Source organism: Ruegeria sp. HKCCA5491, assembly GCF_013034565.1.
In the GTDB taxonomy this organism is placed as follows: domain Bacteria; phylum Pseudomonadota; class Alphaproteobacteria; order Rhodobacterales; family Rhodobacteraceae; genus Ruegeria.
Window position 1 is genome coordinate 198,015 of the sequence record NZ_WQGG01000004.1, and the last position, 18,258, is coordinate 216,272.

The window sequence follows — 18,258 nt, forward strand, 5'->3', positions numbered from 1 at the left end:
CCGGGTCCATCCAACGTATTGATTGGGAACAATTGTGCCAGTTCATTCCGCAAACTTTCCGCGACAGGGGCGGTTACAGACGGTTTTCGGCGGTCACAGACGAAAACTCTGTTCTCCGTTTGTCCTAACCTTTTCCGCCCAACTGTTGCAGAAAAACGCTTGTTTTTAAGGGGAAAAAGATTTGGAGGCGAGTACCGGAATCGAACCGGTGTACACGGATTTGCAATCCGCTGCGTCACCACTCCGCCAACTCGCCTTTTCAAGTAAAATCAAATACTTGCTGTGGTGTGGGGGGCGTTTTAACAGCTTTCGTCTGGGGCGTCCAGAGGGGTGCCTCAAAAATTCATGCAGAACGCTCTGGTTGGTTGTAGGTGCGCGGGAAATATTGGTTCTGCGGCAAAAGTTCTCTGCGCTGGCCGTTGCTGGTTCCTCCTTGATATGGCACAAGCGCATCATCCAAGGGAAAGATACGAGCGATCCAATGACAGACTTCGCAGCCCGCCGCCGCACGATGGTTGATACACAGATTCGACCCTCTGATGTGACCAAGTTTCCCATTATCGACGCGATGTTGAACGTGAGACGAGAGAACTTCGTGCCGGATTCCCAGCGCGAGGCGGCTTATGTCGAAGGATTGATAGATATGGGTGCGGGGCGCTGTATGCTAGAGCCTAGGACCCTGGCTAAGATATTGGATGCGCTGAACATTTCTAATGATGAAATTGTTTTGGATGTCGGCTCGGCAATGGGGTATTCAACAGCAGTTGCAGCGCGCATGGCGCAATTGGTTGTCGGTGTCGAGGAAGACGAGGACCTTGCGGCCGAGTCTCAGACTGTCCTAATGGAGGCGGACGCAGACAACGCCATCGTGCATGTCGGACCGCTGGCGCAAGGTGCGACCGAGCATGGGCCTTACGACGTGGTCATGATCCAGGGCGGGGTCGAGCAGGTGCCAGACGCCATTATTGATCAGCTCAAAGAACACGGCCGGATTGCTTGCCTTTTCATGGAAGGTGAGCTGGGAACGGTCCGCATCGGCCATAAATCCGGAGGTCGGGTGACCTGGCGCCATGCTTTTAATGCCAATGCGCCGGTATTGCAGGCATTTTCCGCGGATCGTGCATTTTCGCTATAATTCTACGGCAGATTATTCTGCTGCCTTGATTAGTTGAAAACAAAGGCGCAAACTGCGCCTAGGGCTGCGTAATTTTGATTTGAGAGGATTTCGTTATGAGTTCTAAGTCGGGAGGTAAGCTGGTCAAGGCCTTGGCGCTTACGGCTGGTATCGCGCTCAGCGTTGTTCCGGGACGGGCGGTTTGGGCAGATAATCTGACCGACGCCTTCATTGGTGCATATAACACAAGCGGATTGCTGGAACAGAACCGCGCGCTGCTGCGTGCAGCGGACGAAGATGTGGCAATTGCCCTGTCTGCGCTGCGGCCGATCATCAACTGGACGGTGCAGGTCAGTCAGGATTACACGCGTTCCACCACGGATGACGTCGTAGTCAGGAACGAACCATCGTCCTTTTTCACCGGACTGACGCTGAGCCAATTGATTTATGATGGCGGCTTCTCGGTTCTGGGCAAACAGTCTGCACAGGAAATCGTTCTGTCCACCCGTCAGAACCTGATTGATATTGAACAGCTTGTCCTGTTCCGCGCCGTGAATGCGTATCTGGAAGTCGTTCTTCAAGAAGAAACCGTTCAGATTCAGCTTAACGATGTCGATGTGTCCGCCGAGGAACTTCGGGCTTCTCAGGATCGTTTCGACGTAGGCGAAGTCACACGAACCGACGTTGCGCTGTCCGAAGCGCAGCTTGCCAGTGCTCAGGCGGAACTTGCCATTGCTCGCGGTAACCTGAGCCGCGCGCAGGCGGAATATGTGAACGCCGTGGGCAAGGCGCCGGGAGCGACAGCGGGCCAACCCAGCCTGCCGAACCTTTCTGGTTCGGAATCTGAAGCGATCGCCTTCGCTCAGCGGAACCACCCCGCAATTCTGGCCGCGCAGCACGAGGTGCGGGCATTTGATCTGGCCGTGCAGCAGCAGCGTGCCAACCTTGGCCCGAACGTGAGCCTGAACGCGGATGCGGGTATTCGCGAAAGCTATGACAATGATGACAACCTCGAAGACGCGTCGATTTCGCTGAACTTCAACCAGCCGATCTATGCTGGTGGCCGTCTGGCGGCAAACGTGCGTCGGTCTATGGCGACCCGCGACGCCTCGCGCGCAAACCTGTTGAACGTGCAAAAAGACATCACGCAGGGCGTGGCAGATGCCTATGCGCGTTTTCAGGCCGCAACCGCAAGTCTGAGGGCGTCGACGGAACAGGTTCGCGCCTCGCAGGTCGCGTTTGACGGTATCCGGGAAGAGGCGACATTGGGCGCTCGGACCACGCTGGACGTTCTGAACGCTCAGCAGGACTTGCTGAACGCGCAGTTGACCGAGGTTGGATCACGCACAGAGCGATCACGTGCGGCCTATGATTTGCTGCAGGCCCAAGGTCTGCTAACGGCCGAGCGGCTTGGTCTTGCTGTACAGATCTATGACCCGACGCTCTACTACAACCTGGTCAAGCGCGCGCCGGCGCAGGTCAGCAAGCAGAGCAAGGATCTGGATCGCGTGCTGAAAGCGTTGCGTCGCGACTGAGGGTCCAAGCTGACGGTTGTGAGGTCCGAAGTGTTTGGCTACACTCGATTCTGAGGACAGAGTGGTAGTGAAAAGATGACGGACAAGGTGGTAAATGGGAGCGTAGAGGACGTTTTGTCCTCTATCAAACGGCTGGTCGGTGAAGAAGGCCGCAAGATCCCGGACCTTGTTCCAACAGCCATGTCCAGAAAGCCGGGTCGCTTGGTCCTAACGGATGCTTTGCGCGTAAGCGAAGCAGCGGAGGACGAAGACGAGGCGGAATACACCGCGGATGCGTCCATCAAGCCAATGGTCCTGCGTGCCAGCGACATTGTTAAGCGTGACGAACCTGTCGCCGAAGAACAGCAAAGCACTGACCCAGCGGATAGTTTGAGCGCGAAGATTGAGGCGCTGGAAGCTGCAATTGCCCGCACCGAAGATCAGTGGGAACCGGACGGCGACAGCGAGGACGAGTATTCCGGCACGCGCACGACGTCGCTGGAATGGAGCGCGGATGAGGAAGCAAGCAGCGCCAAGGAAGATGTCCGCGCCGACAATGATGACTCTGCGCCCGAGGCCGAATCCCAGGTTTCCGAAACGAAGGCAATGTTCATTCGCGATCCCGAAGTGACCGCTGCCGCTGTATCATCCACTGAACAGCCCAGGGACGTAACCGCCCTTGATGAGGCCGCGTTACGTGACCTGATAGCGCAGGTTGTGCGTGAGGAACTGCAAGGCGTTCTGGGTGAGCGGATTACGCGCAACGTCCGCAAAATGGTCCGGCGCGAGATTTATCGGGCGCTTGCCGAACACAAGCCGGATTGACCTTTATCCGTGCGTAGGACTCTCTGCAAGGTCCAGCAGTTGATCCAGGTTCATATGCGTTTCAAGATGGTCCGCCAACGCGTCGAGTGTGTCCTCAACCCCATCTTCATAGCCTAAATCCGATGCTGCGCCGAGCTGTGACAAGTAGCTGGCGCGAAATGCGTCAGAAGAGAAGATGCCGTGCAAATAGCTGCCACGAATGCGGCCGGTCTTGTCGGTGGCGCCTTCTGGCCGCCCGCCAATTTCCAACCAGGCGCGTCGGCAATCGGCCCCCTCGGTTTTACCCATGTGAATTTCATAACCCTGTACCGGCTCTCCGCCCGGGACAGTTCGGGCGCTGCGCAGGGTGAGCGTCTTTTGCCCCGACATCACCGTGTCGACATCCAAAAGGCCTAAGCCTTCGACAGTCCCCGGGCGACCATCCACCCCGTCCGGGTCTGCGATTGTCTTGCCCAGCATTTGATACCCGCCACACAAGCCTAAGACATGGCCGCCCCGACGAACATATGCATACAGATCCACATCCCAGCCCTGCGCGCGGAAATAGGCCAGATCGCCTATGGTCGATTTGCTGCCCGGCAACAACACCAGATCAGCATCACCAGGCAGAGCGCGACCAGCAGGCACGATCTCTACAGTGATGCCCGGTTCGGCGGACAGGGGGTCAAGATCGTCGAAATTCGCCATCCTCTCCAGTTGCGGGACCACGACTTTACAGGCCCCACCGCTATGCGAGCGGATGTCCATCATGTCTTCGGCTGGAAGACGCCACGCATCGTGGAACCAAGGAACGACGCCCAGACAAGGCCATCCGGTTCGCGCTGCTATGTCATCTCGTCCTTCGTCAAACAGCGAAACATCGCCCTTGAAACGGTTGACCGCGAAGCCCCGGATCATGGCCAGATCGCCCGCGTCAAGCACGGCCTGTGTTCCGACGATCTGGGCTATCACGCCGCCGCGATGGATGTCGCCGACCAGAACCACCGGAACCCCGGTGGCGCAGGCGAAGCCCATGTTGGCAATATCGCCTTTGCGCAGGTTGGTTTCAGCCGGGCTTCCGGCGCCTTCTATCAGGACCAGATCGGCGTCGTCGCACAACCTGTCAAAGCTTTCCAAGGCAGCACTCAGCAGCTTGGATTTGTCCTTGCGGTAATCTCCGGCTTTCATCGTCCCGGCGCGTTGGCCCTGTATGATGACCTGAGCGCCGGTATCCGTTTCAGGTTTCAGCAGAATCGGGTTCATGTCGGTATGCGTTGGTCGTTTGGCGGCGCGGGCCTGCAATGCCTGCGCCCGCCCAATCTCGCCCCCGTTTTCGGTGACGGCGGCATTGTTTGACATGTTTTGCGGCTTGAACGGTGCGACACGCAGGCCGCGCCGCGTAAAGGCTCGGGCCAATCCTGCCACCAGAACCGACTTGCCGACATTGCTGCCGGTGCCCTGAATCATGATGGCGCGAACCATGCCGAGTCTCCTATAACCTGAAGGGCACATGACCCGATTTGATGGCTGAGGAAAAGCCCCGGATGAACACACCTGCACATCTTTTGATCGGGGCTGCTGCCTTTGCCAATCCTCCTCGTGGGCGGATTTTGTGGGCTACTTTGCTAGGCTCTGCGCTGCCGGACGTGTCGCTTTACCTGATGGCCGGGGTGTCTTTGTTCGTTTTGGGGATTCCTGAGCAGGTGGTTTTCGGTCAGCTTTATTATTCCACGGAATGGCAGACCGTATTCGCCATCGACAACTCATTTTTTGTTTGGGGATTGGTGCTATTGGCTGGGGGCTGGCTCCGCATCAGGCCGCTGATCGTCGGCGCGTCGGCTGGCTTGCTGCATCTGTTACTGGACTTTCTGTTGCATGCCGGGGACGGGCGGCCCCAGTTCTGGCCGTTCAGCTCGTGGGTCTTTGACAGCCCAGTCAGTTATTGGGACAGCGCACACCACGCCTATTGGGTGGCACCTGTGTCACTGACAGTGTGCGCGGTGTCTTATCTGTTACTGTGGCGGCGGGGCATGGCATGGTCGGCGAAGGTGTTCTTTGCCATGATGCTGTGCGCCGAGGTTTGGGTCGCGCGACAGTGGTTGCTGTTTTTCTGACGCAACGCTTGGGGCAAACGAAAAGCGCGCTCCAGTGGCAGGAGCGCGCTTTTTCATTCGACCAGAAGTTTTGATCAGGCTGCTTCTGCCTGTTGTGCAGCGTTGCGACGCTCGCTCTCTTCGCGCGACAGGGCGACCGAGGTGCGTACACCACGACCAACGAACTCCATCAGTCCGCTGACAACGCGTTCGTTCGGGTCAATCCCTGCACAAGACAGGACCTCGCGACCATCGCGCGAGCGGGCCCACCGAGCGATCTGTTCGGGGCCATTGCCGTACTTTTTATCGTCGGCGATTGCGTCATCCAGTGCAGCCAACACAACGGCTGCGAAAAGTTTACGAGCACGGTTGCCTTGCTCATTGTTAAAGGCGGTGCCGTCAACGAAATCTCTCATCTCGTCTTCCTTGTTGTTCTTGCTCTTGCATTTTCGGCGTGACGGTCCTTATGACCGATTAAGTGCGATTCGGATACACCTAATATGCATAGTTGCGTTGCGTCATTTGCATGGCTTGCTGCAGCTGCAGCACAAGGTCTCGTTGTCTTGCCAGGTGCAGCCACGCCAGATATAGGGAGCGCAACTTACGCATCAACCGTTTGTGAAGGATTTATGTCATGCCCAAGATAAATGGGAACGAAATTCGCCCCGGCAATGTGCTTGAGCATAATGACGGTCTGTGGGCAGCCGTAAAAGTCGATCATGTAAAGCCCGGAAAAGGCGGTGCTTTTGCGCAAGTCGAATTGCGCAACCTGCGGAATGGGTCAAAATTGAACGAACGGTTCCGTTCGGCGGATAAAGTTGAACGTGTGCGGCTAGAGCAGAAGGACCAGCAGTTCCTGTACGAATCTGACGGTATGCTGGTGTTCATGGACTCTGAGACTTACGAACAGATCGAACTGCCTGCCGAGCTGCTGGGCGAGCGCCGCCCGTTTCTGCAGGACGGCATGACCATCGTGGTCGAGTTCTACGAATCCGAGGCGCTAAACGCCACGTTGCCCCAGAAAGTGACCTGCAAGATCGTCGAGACCGAGCCGGTCGTCAAAGGTCAGACCGCTGCGAATTCGTTCAAACCGGCAATTCTGGACAATGGTGTTAAGGTCATGGTGCCGCCGTTCATCGGACAGGATGAGATGATCGTCGTGAACACCGAAACCATGGAATATTCCGAGCGCGCCTAAACGGTTGCCTTGATGGAAATGAAAAAGACCGCGACGGCAGGGGCCGCGCGGTCTTTTTTTATCTTAACCTTCTTGGGTTCCGATATTGTTCAGGATTGGGGCCGAACAATTCCAGCATCAACTCGTACTTGATGCGATTGGAGCTGACTTGCCGGTAGAACGCGATCAGAAAGGCGGTTGGTCCTTGGATACGGCTTAGGCCGCTGGCAGCGGCGACCACAGTGCCCACATCCGTTTTGCCCTGTAAAACGAGATAACCGCCCAGCATCAGAACGCCGACGGTGCCCGCGCCGTTGATAACGCTAAGCAGGAACTTGGCGGACAGTTTCCACAAAAACATACGTCGCCGTGTCTCAAAGATTTCGTCGAACTGCGCTTCGATGTCTCGTGCGACGGCGTCGATATCTTCGACCGTCAGCTTGTCGGTCGCGCTGCGCAGGATATGAACGCGCTCGGCCACAAAGGTGTTTACTTTGCGCTGCGAGATCAGAACGATGACGATCTGCGGCACAATCATCGAAAATGCAATCAGGCCAAGTCCCGGCTGCGTCGATGAAATATACCCGATCACACTGATCAGAGTTCCCACTTGCACCACAGGGTCCGAAAACGCCCCGCCTGCAAATTTGCCCAGCTCTTCGGCTTCGGCCGAGATTGCGGTGGTCATTGTTCCCTTGCGAACGGTCCCGCCCGTTTCACCCAGATCCGATGAGCGCAATAGCAGCCGCTGCCGGATCATGCGGATCATGTCTTCGCCCAATGTGCCAGCCCGAAAGCCCAGCAACCATTTCAGAGCAAGACTCAGCAGGATAACGGACATCATGCCGCCTCCGAGATAGATCAGGTGATCCGTGTCGACGTTATCCTCGGTCAGGTGGTTGATGATGTCGCGCTGAAACTCCAGCGGCACAGCAGCCAGACCCGCGATGGCTATGGATAAAATAATAAGGATGATCTGACGCCCGGCACTGGCACGCCAGATCGCTCTGTATAGTTTGAACATTTGTTTTTCCGGTTCTTGAACCTGCGCACAGTGTGGCAGCGCCTTTGGGCGTGTTCAAACTATACCTCAAAAACCGTGGGTTACGCCGTGCTGGATTGGCAACAATCAAATCTCAACGGTGATAGGGACCCCGTCAGCGGTTAAATCGCCTTTGGCGCGGTCCAGTCTAAGATATGCGATGCCCCGACCATCAGACTGGGTAAACAGCGTGCCTGCGGGTTTCCCATCGGACAGAATTTCCGCCCCGACCGGGGCCGCGCCGCCGACCCGGACGCTGCGCAGACCCTTGCGCAACTCGGTCTTGTGTTTCATACGCGCGGTGACTTCCTGCCCGACATAGCAGCCCTTTTTGAAGTCGACACCGTTCAAGACCTCGAAACCGGATTCAAGGATATAGCTGTCAGGTGTCAGTTCGATTGCAGTCTCGGGAATGCAGTGACGCACGCGGATCGCGTCCCAATCGGTGCCGTCGTTGCCCTCGGCGCTTTCCGAGTAGATGCGCCAGCCCATTTCGGGATGACGGGGATCCGACAGCGCGCCTTGGGGGGCAGGGCCCGTGCCGCGTTGAAGGTTCAGGCCGCTATCTTCGATCGTGACATCGGCCCGCAGCTTGTACATGTTCAATCGCTTGACGAGACCGTCAGCCAGTTCCTCTGCCACGTCCAGAAGAACGGTCTCTCCGTCCCGCAGCAGAAAGAAATCTGCCAGATACTTGCCCTGAGGTGTCAGCAGCGCGGCGTAGACGATCCCGTGTTCCATCCCGGCGATGTCATTTGTCACCAGTCCTTGCAGGAAACTGTCAGTGTCCGCGCCGCCAAAGCGCAGGATGCGGCGATTGGGCATGTTACGTCCTCGTCTTTTCCCTGAGCCACGTGATATAGGAGTTCACGCCGACAAGACCAGAGGGTTTCAATCATGCCAGCGCCGATCAGCATCGTCATCCCTACGCTGAATGCGGCGGACAGCCTTCCTGAAACGCTGCAGGCTTTGATGGAGGGGCTGCATACCGGACTAATCCGGGAACTGATTGTCTCTGATGGTGGCTCTACCGATTCTACGTTGGAAATTGCCGATGACGCCGGGGCCGAGATTGTGACCGGTGCTGCGTCACGCGGGGGACAACTGCAGCGCGGATGCGCATTGGCCAAGGCTGAATGGTTATTGGTTTTGCACGCGGATACCGTCTTGCAAGAAGGGTGGAGCAAGGCCGTGGGTGATCACTTGCGGACCGGCGGCCCGGCTGCCTTTCGTCTTGCTTTCCGCGCTGCGGGGTTTGCGCCTGCGTGGGTTGCGGGTTGGGCCAATTTGCGCAGCCGCCTGTTTCGGTTGCCGTATGGCGATCAGGGGCTTTTGATCAGGCGCAAGGCTTACATGGATGCAGGGGGATACCCGGACCAGCCATTAATGGAGGATGTTGCGCTGGCGCGTCGGCTGCGGGGTATAACCCTGTTACCCGTTAGTGCCTTCACAAGTGCGGATCGGTATCAGAGGGTGGGGTGGGCCCGTCGGGGTGCGCGGAACTTGTGGACACTGACGCGGTATTTTCTGGGTGGTGATCCCGAACGGCTGGCTCAGTCATACCGGCGCTGAGGCTTGTGCGCAGTTCAACGATCGACTTACCCAGCCGAAACGGGGCCGCGAAACTAACCAGACAGAGGGCGACGATCTGGAGCACCAGAATATGTGCATTGGCCTGCAGGTATTCCCATTCGTCCTTTAGCTTCCCAACCTGCGCGATCAGATCGTCATAACTCTGGGCAAGAATGACATAGTCCCCGGCGATTGCCGGAACTTTTCGGCGCATGTTGTCGATTGCAGCCTGCGTTTCTTCGTCGAGTGACGTGAAAACCAGAAACTGATCTAAGTCGAAGGATTCAACCTTTGAGGCCATTGCCCGCATATCGTCCTGCTCGGCCTTTGCGCTTTGTCCGAACAGGAAATGCAGACCCTGAAGCGGCGCGACCTCGTTGGTGACGGCGATAAACAACGGAAGCTCGGAATTACTGGCGGTGGACGCCGACAGGAACTCCACCTTGTCGCACAAAACCCCGATATCTTTGTCATAGGCGGGGTCGCAAAAGCGCAGCCGGAACCGTGCGGCATCCCGGTCGAACGCAAGCGTTGCGGCATAAGCCACGTCAATCTGCCGGTCCAGCCGCGAACTGTCCGAGGTGTACAACCCCGCAAGAACAGCAACCAAGGCACCGATTCCGCCCAGAACAACCCAAACGAGATCAGCCAGTTTCCACGCACGGTGGCCAGCAGGTTTACGGAACAGAAACCCGGTTCCAACCGATCCAATCAGAAAGAACAGGATTAACAGGGGCAGTTGATTGTCGGCAATAAACGTCATGCATACAAAGTGACGACGCGTTCACGACGTGGCAACACTCTTCACGGGCTGTTGTTCTTTTTGTCGGATCAGAAATCAAGAGCCAGAGCTTTGGCCAAACTTCCGAAATAGTTTTGTGCGGTCAAAGGCTTGCTCCAATTCGTCAGTGCGTTCCTTGACCGAATCCCAAAGCCGCTCCTGCACTTCAGCGATGGCGCATTCCATCAACGCAAGGATCGAAGCCATCGAGTCCCAGGCCGAAGGCACGGCAATCCGGGCCGCAAACGTGTGCCTGGCGAGCCGGTGAATAGGCGAGCGCCACTGGTCGGTGAACAGCACAATCTCGGCCTCGCGTTCCTGGCAAAGCTGTCCGATCAACATGGTCGCGTTCTCGTACCTGCGCACGTCCAGCGCAACCAGAACGTCATTTTTTCGAACATCCAGCAGATCATGCGTCCACGAGGCCGCAACGGGCAGCAACCGGACGTCGGGCCGGATCATTTGCAAGTGCAGATAGAGGTACTGCGCCAAGGTGCCCGTTATTCGCCCCCCGGTGATGAAAATCCGCCGATCCGGGTCCGATAACAGGTTGCAAAAGCTATCGAATTCGCCGGGATCAACTTCGTCTATCGTGCGCTTCTGGTTGGCAAGGGATTGCTGGGAATAGCGATTCAGGATGTGTTCTTCGGGCAGGTCATTCTGCCAGACGTCGCGCTTGGCGACGGGCCCCGAGATCATCTCTTTCACCTCGCCGCGCAGGGCGGCCTGAAACTGAGGGTAGCCGTCAAACCCGGTTTTTTGCAGCATCCGCGCGACCGTGGTGGTCGAGACCGAGGCGGTGCTGGCCAATTCGGTGATGCTGCCCAGCCCGGCCATCGGGTAATCATCCAGCAGAACACTGACGAGTTGCCGTTCAGAAGGGGTCATCTTGTCCCGATGGGCCAGCAGCCTGTCCGTCACCCGCACTGAACGATCCTCCTGTATGCGACAGGCGCATAATGTGAACAATTTTTCATCAAGATCAAGCGTGGAAAAATTTATACAGGAAAATTATTGACAGGAGATTGCCGAGTGTGGAAATTTTTCCACAACGATCACGCATGGAATCGCAGGGCTTAGAATTGGACTTCGGAAAAGTCGTTCACACGGATTTGGCAGACGATGCGCCTTCGGTGGCGCTGGTTTGTGAGCACGCGTCCAATCGAATCCCTGTATGTCTTGGGGACATGGGATTGGAGACAGATGCGTTGCAAAGCCATATCGCCTGGGATCCCGGCGCATTGGCTGTGGCAAAGCTGATGGCAGTGCGCATGTCGGCCCCCTTGGTTTATGGCGGTGTGTCGCGTCTGGTTTACGACTGCAATCGCCCGCCCGAAGCCGCCGGGGCCATGCCGGTAAAAAGTGAGAACTGGGACATTCCGGCCAATGCGAACCTGTCTTCGCAAGAGCGTAAAGCGCGTATCGAGGGGGTTTATGAGCCGTTTCGTGCATCCCTGTCGGAAGTGTTGGACCAGTATCGGCGCTCGCTAGAGTTGATGGTCACTGTTCACAGCTTCACGCCTATTTATCTTGGCAAAAAGCGTAAGGTGGAACTGGGTATCCTGCACGGAGAGGATGACCGGTTCGCGACCTCAATGATGGCCCAACAGCCAGCCCAGAACCCATACGTCACCCGTTTGAACGAGCCCTATTCGGCCGTCGATGGTGTTGCGCATACACTGGACGCGCAGGCCGCGCCGCGCGGGTTGCTGAACGTAATGATCGAAATCCGCAACGACCTGATCGAAACGCCTGAACAGCAATCGGCTGTGGCTGACGCGCTGGTTCCGTGGATTGCAAGTGTCTTGTCGGGCATCAAAAAGAAGGTGGCGATGTGATCCGGGTCATGAGCTCATATGTCCGCGTCGTCGATGCGATCAATTATAGGATCGGGCGGGTGATGATGTGGGGCCTGTTCGTGATGATGGGAATCCTGCTGTGGTCTTCGATCTCGAAGACGTTTTTCCTGCCGTCGCTGTGGACGCTGGAAATGGCGCAGTTCGCGATGGTGACCTATTACATCATGGGCGGGCCATATTCGATTCAACTGGGGTCGAACGTGCGGATGGACCTGTTCTATCACAATTGGAGCCACACGAAAAAAGCGTGGTTCGACGCCTTCACCGTTTTGCTGCTGATCTTGTATCTGGGCGTGCTGTTTTACGGCGGGCTGGGATCAACCGCCTATAGCCTTGGCTATTGGGGGGATTCGCCGATCTCGTACTTCACCGGCCTGCTGACCGGCAGCGAAGAGATCGGGCGCCTCGAACGATCCTCGACCGCGTGGCGGCCTTATATCTGGCCCGTCAAGGCGATCATGGTGTTCGGCTTCTTCCTGATGCTGCTACAGGCGATATCGGAATTCTTCAAAGACATAGCCCGGATCAACGGGCAGGAAATCGGGGTTCGTCGGGCATGAGCCAGGAATACATTGCCATTTTCATGTTCGCGTCGATGATGCTGATGCTGTTCACAGGTCAGCGCGTCTTTGGCGCGATCGGCGCGGTCGCTACTGTCGCTGCGCTCGCCCTGTGGGGAACGGGCGGGCAGGACATAACATTCTCGGCCGCTATGAAGCTGATGAAATGGTATCCGCTGCTGACCCTGCCGATGTTCATTTTCATGGGCTATGTGTTGTCGGAAAGCCGTCTGGCCGATGACCTGTATCGGATGTTCCATGTGTGGATGGGGCCGGTGAATGGTGGGTTGGCGATCGGCACGATTGGCCTGATGGTTCTGGTTTCGGCCATGAACGGTCTCAGCGTCGCGGGGATGGCCATTGGCGCAACCATTGCGCTGCCGGAACTGCTGCGGCGGGGCTATGACAAGACGATGGTGACGGGTGTTATTCAAGCCGGGTCCAGTCTGGGCATTCTGGTGCCGCCCTCGGTTGTGCTGGTGCTTTATGCGATGATCGCGCGGCAACCGGTGGGGCAGTTATGGCTGGCCGGGATCGTGCCGGGACTGCTGATGGCAAGCTTGTTCATCCTCTATATCTGGATCCGATGCCGTATTCAGCCCGAACTTGGCCCCGCAATGAAAGACGCGCATGAGGTGCCGAGGGCCGAGAAAATCCGCCTATTGGGCGCCGGTGCGCTACCGCTGATCATCTTTGCCGCGATGATGGTGCCGTTTGTGAACGGCTGGACTTCGCTTGTTGAAAGCTCGGCGATCGGGGCGCTGACTGCTCTAGTCGTTTCGGTTGTCAAACGGCGCATGACGTGGAAGATTTTCGAGGATTGCACCAAGCAAACGCTGGCAATCTCATGCATGTTCATGTGGATCATCCTCGCCGCCCTTGGCTTTGGCGCGGTGTTCGATGGGCTGGGCGCGGTGAAAGCCATCGACAATCTGTTCACCGATCAACTGGGCCTGTCGCCGTGGATGATCCTGATCCTGATGCAGCTCAGCTTTATCGTCATGGGCACGTTTCTGGACGACACGGCGATGCTGGTGATCGTGGCGCCGCTCTATGTGCCGCTGGTGGGAGCGTTGGGTTTTGATCTGATCTGGTATGGGGTGCTTTATACGATCACCACCCAGATCGCCTATATGACGCCGCCATTCGGTTATAACCTGTTCTTGATGCGGGCCATGGCCCCGCCTGAGATCACGCTGCGCGACATCTACCGCTCGATCTTTCCGTTTGTCGCGGTGATGGTGCTGGCGCTGACGATCATCATGATCTTCCCGGAAATCGCCCTGTGGTTGCCCGGCTATGTCTATGGAAATTAACAAGAATGCCCGTCCAAGCGGCACGAAAACCTACAACAGAGAGGAAATGACATGACAACAAGACGTAAGTTTCTGAAAACAGCCGGGGTAGGTGTTGCCGCCGCACCTCTGGCTGCGCCTGCACTGGCGCAGAGCACGATCACATGGCGGATGCAGACTTATGCCGGTCCTGCGCTTGCCGCCCATGTGATCGACCCCGCGATCGAGATGTTCAACAAGATCGCTGGCGACCGGATGCAGATCGAGCTGTTCTATGCCGATCAGCTTGTCCCGACCGGAGAGTTGTTCCGCGCCATGCAGAAGGGCACGATTGATGCGGTTCAGTCCGACGATGACTCGATGGCGTCGCCCACCGAAGTCACCGTGTTCGGCGGCTATTTCCCGTTTGCGTCGCGCTATTCGCTGGACGTGCCGGTGCTGTTCAACCAGTACGGCCTGAACGAGATCTGGGACGAGGAATATTCCAAGGTCGGCGTCAAGCATATCAGCGCCGGTGCATGGGACCCCTGCCACTTTGCCACCAAAGACCCGATTAACAGCCTGGCCGACCTACAAGGCAAGCGCGTCTTTACCTTCCCGACAGCGGGCCGCTTCCTAAGCCAGTTTGGTGTCGTGCCGGTGACCCTGCCTTGGGAAGATATCGAAGTCGCCGTGCAGACCGGCGAGTTGGACGGCATCGCATGGTCCGGCATCACCGAGGACTACACTGTCGGTTGGGCGGATGTGACCAACTACTTCCTGACCAACAACATCTCGGGCGCATGGGCGGGATCGTTCTTTGCAAATATGGATCGCTGGAACGAGCTGCCCGAAGACCTGCAGACCCTTTTCCGCGTCTGCTGTGACCAGTCGCACTACTATCGTCAGTGGTGGTATTGGGGTGGCGAGGCCAGCCTGCGCGTCAACGGTGATAAGATGCAGCTGACCTCGATCCCGGATGAAGAATGGGCGACGGTTGAAGAAGCGGCCGTTGCCTTCTGGGATGAAATCGCAGCCGAGTCCGAGACCAAGGCGAAGGTCGTCGAGATCTTCAAGCAGTATAACGCCGACATGCTCAAGGCCGGGCGGCCTTATCGTTACGGCTAAAATCCAAGCGACTACGGCGCGCGGCCTCGGTCGCGTGCCGGTATTGAACCACTGGAACCCCTGTCCCCAATGCTAGGCTTGCCTCCGAAACAGACAAGAACGCTCCGGTCACGCTTTGGCGTGAACCGAGTCCGTGGGGTATAGGCAAATGGCAATCGCCGGGTTCCTGATCGAGATTTTTGCGGCAACCATGTTGTTGCTTTTTGCGGTGCGGCTGGTCCGCACGGGCATCGAACGGCGCTTTGGTGCGTTGTTTCAGTCGCTGTTGACGCGCCATTCAAACGTATTTGTTGCAGGTGGGGCCGGTATGGTTCTGGCCACGATCCTGCAAAGCTCGGCCGCGGTGACGGTATTGCTGACCGGTTTTGCGGCGGCTGGCATGGTCAGCTTTGGCATCGCATTGGCCGGGGTGCTGGGTGCGGATCTGGGGGCTGCGCTGGTCATTCAGGTTTTGTCTTACGATCTTGGCTGGCTGCAACCCGTTTTGCTGGCGCTTGGTGGCTGGCTTTACCTCAAATCCGATCGCGCCAATGTGCGGCTGATCGGGCGCATTGTTCTTGGCATTGCGTTCATTCTGGTCTCATTGCAGTTCCTGCGGGATGCGGTTGATCCGATCCGCGAAAGCGCCTTTTTGCCCGCGATCGCGGGCTATCTGGAAAGCGACTATTTCAGCGCCTTCATCGTGGGCGCTGTTTTGGCCTTTGTTATGCACAGTTCCGTGGCGACGATCCTGATGTGCGTAACACTGGTTCAGGTCGGAGCAATCCCCTTTGCGGCTGGTCTTTCGCTGGTGCTTGGGGCCAATCTGGGTTCGGCCTTCATTCCGATCTGGCTGACGCGTGACCTGACGGTTTCCGCGCGTCGCATTCCGCTGGCCAACCTTCTGCTGCGCGGCAGTGCGGCGCTGGTGATGCTGATCGCGGTCAACGTGACCGGCGCGCATCAGGCGCTTATGGCGGCCGGGGCAGGGCAGTCGTTGATCCTGGCCCATATCGGGTTCAACCTTGCCGTATTCGTGCTGGCCACAGGGTTCGTAAATTGGTTGGAACGCCCGATGACGCTGTTGCTGCCCGAGCCAAAGGACGAGGCAGGCGTGATGGATCAGTTCTCGTACGCGCTGAGCCCACTGAACGATCCCAGCGCGTCAGGGGCGAATGTCGCGATGTCCTCGGTCCGGCATGAGCTGTTGCAGATGGTCACGCAGGTCGAGCGCATGTTCCGCCCGGTTCTAGATATCTACGAACAGGATGATAGCGACGCGATCTCGGCCCTGTGGCAGCAAGATGAACGGGTGAATGCGCAGTTGACCGAAATCCGACGTTTTTTCGCCCGGATGCCGCGCCAGAACATGAGCAAGGCGCAGATCAAGGCGGCACGCGGCTTGGTCGAATACGCGATCCGGCTTGAGGCTGCGGGCGACGTGGTATCCAACCGCATGACCCGAACCGCGCAGATCAAACACACTGAACGTACCGAATTTTCGACGCAGGGCTGGAAGGAGCTCAAGGATCTGCACGCGACTGTGCTGGCTAGTTTCTCGCTTGCTCGGCATGTGCTGCTGGTTGATGACATGGATTGCGCGCGCCGATTGGTGCTGGACAAGGTCGAGGTCAAGCGGATGTCACGGAAGAGCCGCAAGGCGCATCTGAAACGGCTTGAGAGAGGCCAGGCCGAGAGCTTCGCCTCTAGCGATCTGCATCTTGAAACATTGCGCGCCATGCGTGACCTGCACGGGCATATCGCCGCCGTCGCCTATCCGATCCTCTATCAAAGCGGGCAGGTGCTGGAAACACGTTTGGTGATGGAAATGGAAAACGAAGCGGTCGAAGACTAGGGCCGCGGGACAGAGTTTGGGGCGATAGCCCCAGAAAATAACAAAGGATGAACGGGATGGGCAATGACGCACGTTTGGACGATCTGAAAGCCAAGGTCGAAGCCGGTGAGGTCGATACCGTGCTAGTCTGCATGGTCGACATGCAGGGGCGCTTAATGGGCAAGCGTTTCCATGCAGGGCATTTCGTGGCTGGCGCATGGGAGGAGACCCATTGTTGCAACTACCTGCTGGCGACAGACCTCGAGATGGCGACCCCCGATGGCTATGCCGCCACAAGTTGGGAACGCGGCTATGGCGATTACGTGATGAAGCCCGACCTGAGCACTCTGCGCCCGGTGCCGTGGCTTGAGGGCACCGCTATGGTGATGTGCGATGTGCTGGATCACCACACGCATGAGGAAGTACCCCATGCGCCTCGGTCCATTCTGAAAAAGCAGGTGAACCGGCTGAAGGCTATGGGCTATGACGCAATGTGCGCCACCGAGTTGGAGTTCTTTCTGTTCGAGAAAAGCTTTGACCAGATCCGCAAGGAGGGCTTCCGCGATCTGGAGCCTATCTCGGGCTATAACGAAGACTATCACATCCTGCAGACCACCAAGGAAGAGCATGTGATGCGTCCGATCCGCAACCATCTGTGGAATGCGGGCATACCGGTCGAGAATTCGAAAGGGGAGGCCGAGACCGGGCAGGAAGAGTTGAACATCAAATATGCGGCGGCGATGGACACTGCCGAGTATCACTCGATTGCCAAGAACGCGGTGAAAGAGATCGCGTGGCAGCATGGTCATGCGGCGACGTTCCTGCCCAAATGGCATCATGAGAAAGTGGGCAGTTCGTCCCATGTGCATCAGTCGCTTTGGGCGGATGGGCAACCGGCGTTTTTCGATAAGTCGGATGCGCTGGGCATGTCGGCTCTGATGAAAAGCTACATGGCTGGATTGTTGAAATACGCGGCCGATTACACCTATTTCATGGCACCGTACGTTAACAGCTATAAGCGGTTCATGAAGGGCACCTTTGCGCCTACACGGATCATCTGGTCGGTGGACAATCGCACCGCGGGGTTCCGTTTGTGTGGGGATGGTACCAAGGCGGTACGGGTAGAGTGCCGTATTCCGGGTTCGGACATGAACCCTTATCTGGCTATGGCAGGGATGCTGGCCGCTGGGATTGCCGGGATTGAAGAGGGGCTGGAGTTGCAGCCTCCGACGCAGGGAGACGTCTATCAGGGCGAAACGGGTATGATCCCCGGCAATCTGCGTGCGGCGCGGGATGCGTTGTATGGGTCAGCCATGTTGCGGGCTGCCATGGGCGACGAGGTGGTCGATCATTATTCCCGTGCGGCAGAGGTCGAGGTTGAAGAATTCGAGCGTGTGGTGACCGATTGGGAAATCGCGCGCGGGTTTGAGCGGGCTTGAGACGGGTTGGCTGGGGGCTCTGCCCCCAGACCCCCGGGATATTTTTGGCCAGATGAAGCAGGGGATCCTGCTTCTTTCGGAAATGGAG

General features: G+C 57.4%; 17 protein-coding genes, 1 tRNA gene and 1 pseudogene. 12 read left to right on the forward strand and 7 right to left on the reverse strand.

The window, feature by feature from the left end; genetic code table 11:
* Nucleotides 1–182: 182 nt before the first annotated feature.
* Nucleotides 183–256, reverse strand: a tRNA-Cys gene (locus GOV88_RS07995).
* 225 nt (nucleotides 257–481) lie between these two features.
* Between GOV88_RS07995 and GOV88_RS08000 the strand changes: the two genes are divergently transcribed.
* From GOV88_RS08000 to GOV88_RS08010, 3 genes are all read left to right on the forward strand, one after another.
* Nucleotides 482–1,135: a protein-L-isoaspartate O-methyltransferase gene (locus GOV88_RS08000; protein ID WP_171240070.1), complete on the forward strand. Its 654-nt coding sequence runs from the start codon at nucleotides 482–484 to the stop codon at nucleotides 1,133–1,135.
* 95 nt (nucleotides 1,136–1,230) lie between these two features.
* Entirely contained in the window at nucleotides 1,231–2,649 is a 1,419-nt protein-coding gene (locus GOV88_RS08005; protein WP_171122054.1) for a TolC family outer membrane protein, read from the forward strand.
* Nucleotides 2,650–2,724: 75 nt separating this feature from the next.
* Nucleotides 2,725–3,453 carry a hypothetical protein gene (locus GOV88_RS08010; protein ID WP_171240071.1) on the forward strand — a complete coding sequence of 243 codons (729 nt, stop codon included), beginning with the start codon at nucleotides 2,725–2,727 and terminating at the stop codon, nucleotides 3,451–3,453.
* Between the two features lie 3 nt (nucleotides 3,454–3,456).
* Here GOV88_RS08010 and GOV88_RS08015 read toward each other — a convergent pair whose 3' ends face one another.
* Nucleotides 3,457–4,914, reverse strand: a complete 1,458-nt coding sequence (locus GOV88_RS08015; RefSeq protein WP_171240072.1) for a cobyric acid synthase — start codon at nucleotides 4,912–4,914, stop codon at nucleotides 3,457–3,459.
* 62 nt (nucleotides 4,915–4,976) lie between these two features.
* Here GOV88_RS08015 and GOV88_RS08020 point away from each other — a divergent pair, with 62 nt between their 5' ends.
* Nucleotides 4,977–5,546 (forward strand): cobalamin biosynthesis protein CobQ, encoded by a 570-nt coding sequence (locus GOV88_RS08020; protein WP_171240073.1) that lies wholly within the window; start codon nucleotides 4,977–4,979, stop codon nucleotides 5,544–5,546.
* 74 nt (nucleotides 5,547–5,620) lie between these two features.
* Here the strand turns inward: GOV88_RS08020 and GOV88_RS08025 are convergent, their stop codons facing one another.
* On the reverse strand, nucleotides 5,621–5,941 hold the full coding sequence (locus GOV88_RS08025) for a DUF6280 family protein (protein WP_037310273.1): 321 nt from the start codon (nucleotides 5,939–5,941) through the stop codon (nucleotides 5,621–5,623).
* Nucleotides 5,942–6,159: 218 nt separating this feature from the next.
* Between GOV88_RS08025 and efp the strand changes: the two genes are divergently transcribed.
* Nucleotides 6,160–6,723 (forward strand): elongation factor P, encoded by a 564-nt coding sequence (efp, locus tag GOV88_RS08030; protein ID WP_170325421.1) that lies wholly within the window; start codon nucleotides 6,160–6,162, stop codon nucleotides 6,721–6,723.
* 58 nt (nucleotides 6,724–6,781) lie between these two features.
* On the opposite strand, the gene GOV88_RS08035 is transcribed toward efp, so the two are convergent.
* Both GOV88_RS08035 and GOV88_RS08040 read right to left on the reverse strand, forming a co-directional pair.
* Nucleotides 6,782–7,726, reverse strand: coding sequence for an ABC transporter transmembrane domain-containing protein (locus GOV88_RS08035; protein WP_171240074.1), 945 nt, complete (start codon nucleotides 7,724–7,726; stop codon nucleotides 6,782–6,784).
* A gap of 105 nt (nucleotides 7,727–7,831) precedes the next feature.
* Nucleotides 7,832–8,569, reverse strand: coding sequence for a folate-binding protein YgfZ (locus GOV88_RS08040; RefSeq protein ID WP_171240075.1), 738 nt, complete (start codon nucleotides 8,567–8,569; stop codon nucleotides 7,832–7,834).
* Nucleotides 8,570–8,641: 72 nt separating this feature from the next.
* Here GOV88_RS08040 and GOV88_RS08045 point away from each other — a divergent pair, with 72 nt between their 5' ends.
* Nucleotides 8,642–9,316, forward strand: coding sequence for a TIGR04283 family arsenosugar biosynthesis glycosyltransferase (locus GOV88_RS08045; protein ID WP_171240076.1), 675 nt, complete (start codon nucleotides 8,642–8,644; stop codon nucleotides 9,314–9,316).
* A 7-nt stretch (nucleotides 9,317–9,323) separates the two neighbouring features.
* Here GOV88_RS08045 and GOV88_RS20750 read toward each other — a convergent pair.
* A pseudogene (locus GOV88_RS20750) lies at nucleotides 9,324–10,079 on the reverse strand (hypothetical protein); the annotation flags it as partial.
* A 75-nt stretch (nucleotides 10,080–10,154) separates the two neighbouring features.
* Nucleotides 10,155–11,024, reverse strand: a complete 870-nt coding sequence (locus GOV88_RS08055; protein WP_171122060.1) for a MurR/RpiR family transcriptional regulator — start codon at nucleotides 11,022–11,024, stop codon at nucleotides 10,155–10,157.
* Nucleotides 11,025–11,179: 155 nt separating this feature from the next.
* On the opposite strand from GOV88_RS08055, the gene GOV88_RS08060 reads away from it, so the two are divergent.
* From GOV88_RS08060 to GOV88_RS08085, 6 genes are all read left to right on the forward strand, one after another.
* A complete protein-coding gene (locus GOV88_RS08060) occupies nucleotides 11,180–11,935 on the forward strand; it encodes an N-formylglutamate amidohydrolase (protein ID WP_254449193.1) in 756 nt (251 codons plus the stop codon).
* A gap of 8 nt (nucleotides 11,936–11,943) precedes the next feature.
* Nucleotides 11,944–12,516: a TRAP transporter small permease subunit gene (locus GOV88_RS08065; protein ID WP_171122061.1), complete on the forward strand. Its 573-nt coding sequence runs from the start codon at nucleotides 11,944–11,946 to the stop codon at nucleotides 12,514–12,516.
* A complete protein-coding gene (locus GOV88_RS08070; RefSeq protein WP_171125354.1) occupies nucleotides 12,513–13,832 on the forward strand; it encodes a TRAP transporter large permease subunit in 1,320 nt (439 codons plus the stop codon). The genes GOV88_RS08065 and GOV88_RS08070 overlap by 4 nt, the downstream gene beginning before the upstream one ends.
* Nucleotides 13,833–13,883: 51 nt before the next feature.
* Nucleotides 13,884–14,918: a TRAP transporter substrate-binding protein gene (locus GOV88_RS08075; protein WP_171122063.1), complete on the forward strand. Its 1,035-nt coding sequence runs from the start codon at nucleotides 13,884–13,886 to the stop codon at nucleotides 14,916–14,918.
* Nucleotides 14,919–15,066: 148 nt separating this feature from the next.
* Nucleotides 15,067–16,752 (forward strand): Na/Pi cotransporter family protein, encoded by a 1,686-nt coding sequence (locus GOV88_RS08080; protein ID WP_171240078.1) that lies wholly within the window; start codon nucleotides 15,067–15,069, stop codon nucleotides 16,750–16,752.
* A gap of 56 nt (nucleotides 16,753–16,808) precedes the next feature.
* Nucleotides 16,809–18,170, forward strand: a complete 1,362-nt coding sequence (locus GOV88_RS08085; protein WP_171240079.1) for a glutamine synthetase family protein — start codon at nucleotides 16,809–16,811, stop codon at nucleotides 18,168–18,170.
* The last annotated feature ends 88 nt before the right edge of the window (nucleotides 18,171–18,258 follow it).

Excerpts from the sequence above, each read along its gene's own strand:
- GOV88_RS08015 (WP_171240072.1), bottom strand. The coding sequence starts at position 4,914 with ATGGTTCGCGCCATCATGATTCAGGGCACCGGCAGCAATGTCGGCAAG.
- GOV88_RS08035 (WP_171240074.1), bottom strand. The coding sequence starts at position 7,726 with ATGTTCAAACTATACAGAGCGATCTGGCGTGCCAGTGCCGGGCGTCAG.
- GOV88_RS08080 (WP_171240078.1), top strand. The coding sequence starts at position 15,067 with ATGGCAATCGCCGGGTTCCTGATCGAGATTTTTGCGGCAACCATGTTG.
- GOV88_RS08020 (WP_171240073.1), top strand. The coding sequence starts at position 4,977 with ATGAACACACCTGCACATCTTTTGATCGGGGCTGCTGCCTTTGCCAAT.
- GOV88_RS08010 (WP_171240071.1), top strand. The coding sequence starts at position 2,725 with ATGACGGACAAGGTGGTAAATGGGAGCGTAGAGGACGTTTTGTCCTCT.
- GOV88_RS08070 (WP_171125354.1), top strand. The coding sequence starts at position 12,513 with ATGAGCCAGGAATACATTGCCATTTTCATGTTCGCGTCGATGATGCTG.
- efp (WP_170325421.1), top strand. The coding sequence starts at position 6,160 with ATGCCCAAGATAAATGGGAACGAAATTCGCCCCGGCAATGTGCTTGAG.
- GOV88_RS08075 (WP_171122063.1), top strand. The coding sequence starts at position 13,884 with ATGACAACAAGACGTAAGTTTCTGAAAACAGCCGGGGTAGGTGTTGCC.
- GOV88_RS08000 (WP_171240070.1), top strand. The coding sequence starts at position 482 with ATGACAGACTTCGCAGCCCGCCGCCGCACGATGGTTGATACACAGATT.
- GOV88_RS08065 (WP_171122061.1), top strand. The coding sequence starts at position 11,944 with ATGAGCTCATATGTCCGCGTCGTCGATGCGATCAATTATAGGATCGGG.
- GOV88_RS08040 (WP_171240075.1), bottom strand. The coding sequence starts at position 8,569 with ATGCCCAATCGCCGCATCCTGCGCTTTGGCGGCGCGGACACTGACAGT.
- GOV88_RS08005 (WP_171122054.1), top strand. The coding sequence starts at position 1,231 with ATGAGTTCTAAGTCGGGAGGTAAGCTGGTCAAGGCCTTGGCGCTTACG.
- GOV88_RS08045 (WP_171240076.1), top strand. The coding sequence starts at position 8,642 with ATGCCAGCGCCGATCAGCATCGTCATCCCTACGCTGAATGCGGCGGAC.
- GOV88_RS08025 (WP_037310273.1), bottom strand. The coding sequence starts at position 5,941 with ATGAGAGATTTCGTTGACGGCACCGCCTTTAACAATGAGCAAGGCAAC.
- GOV88_RS08085 (WP_171240079.1), top strand. The coding sequence starts at position 16,809 with ATGGGCAATGACGCACGTTTGGACGATCTGAAAGCCAAGGTCGAAGCC.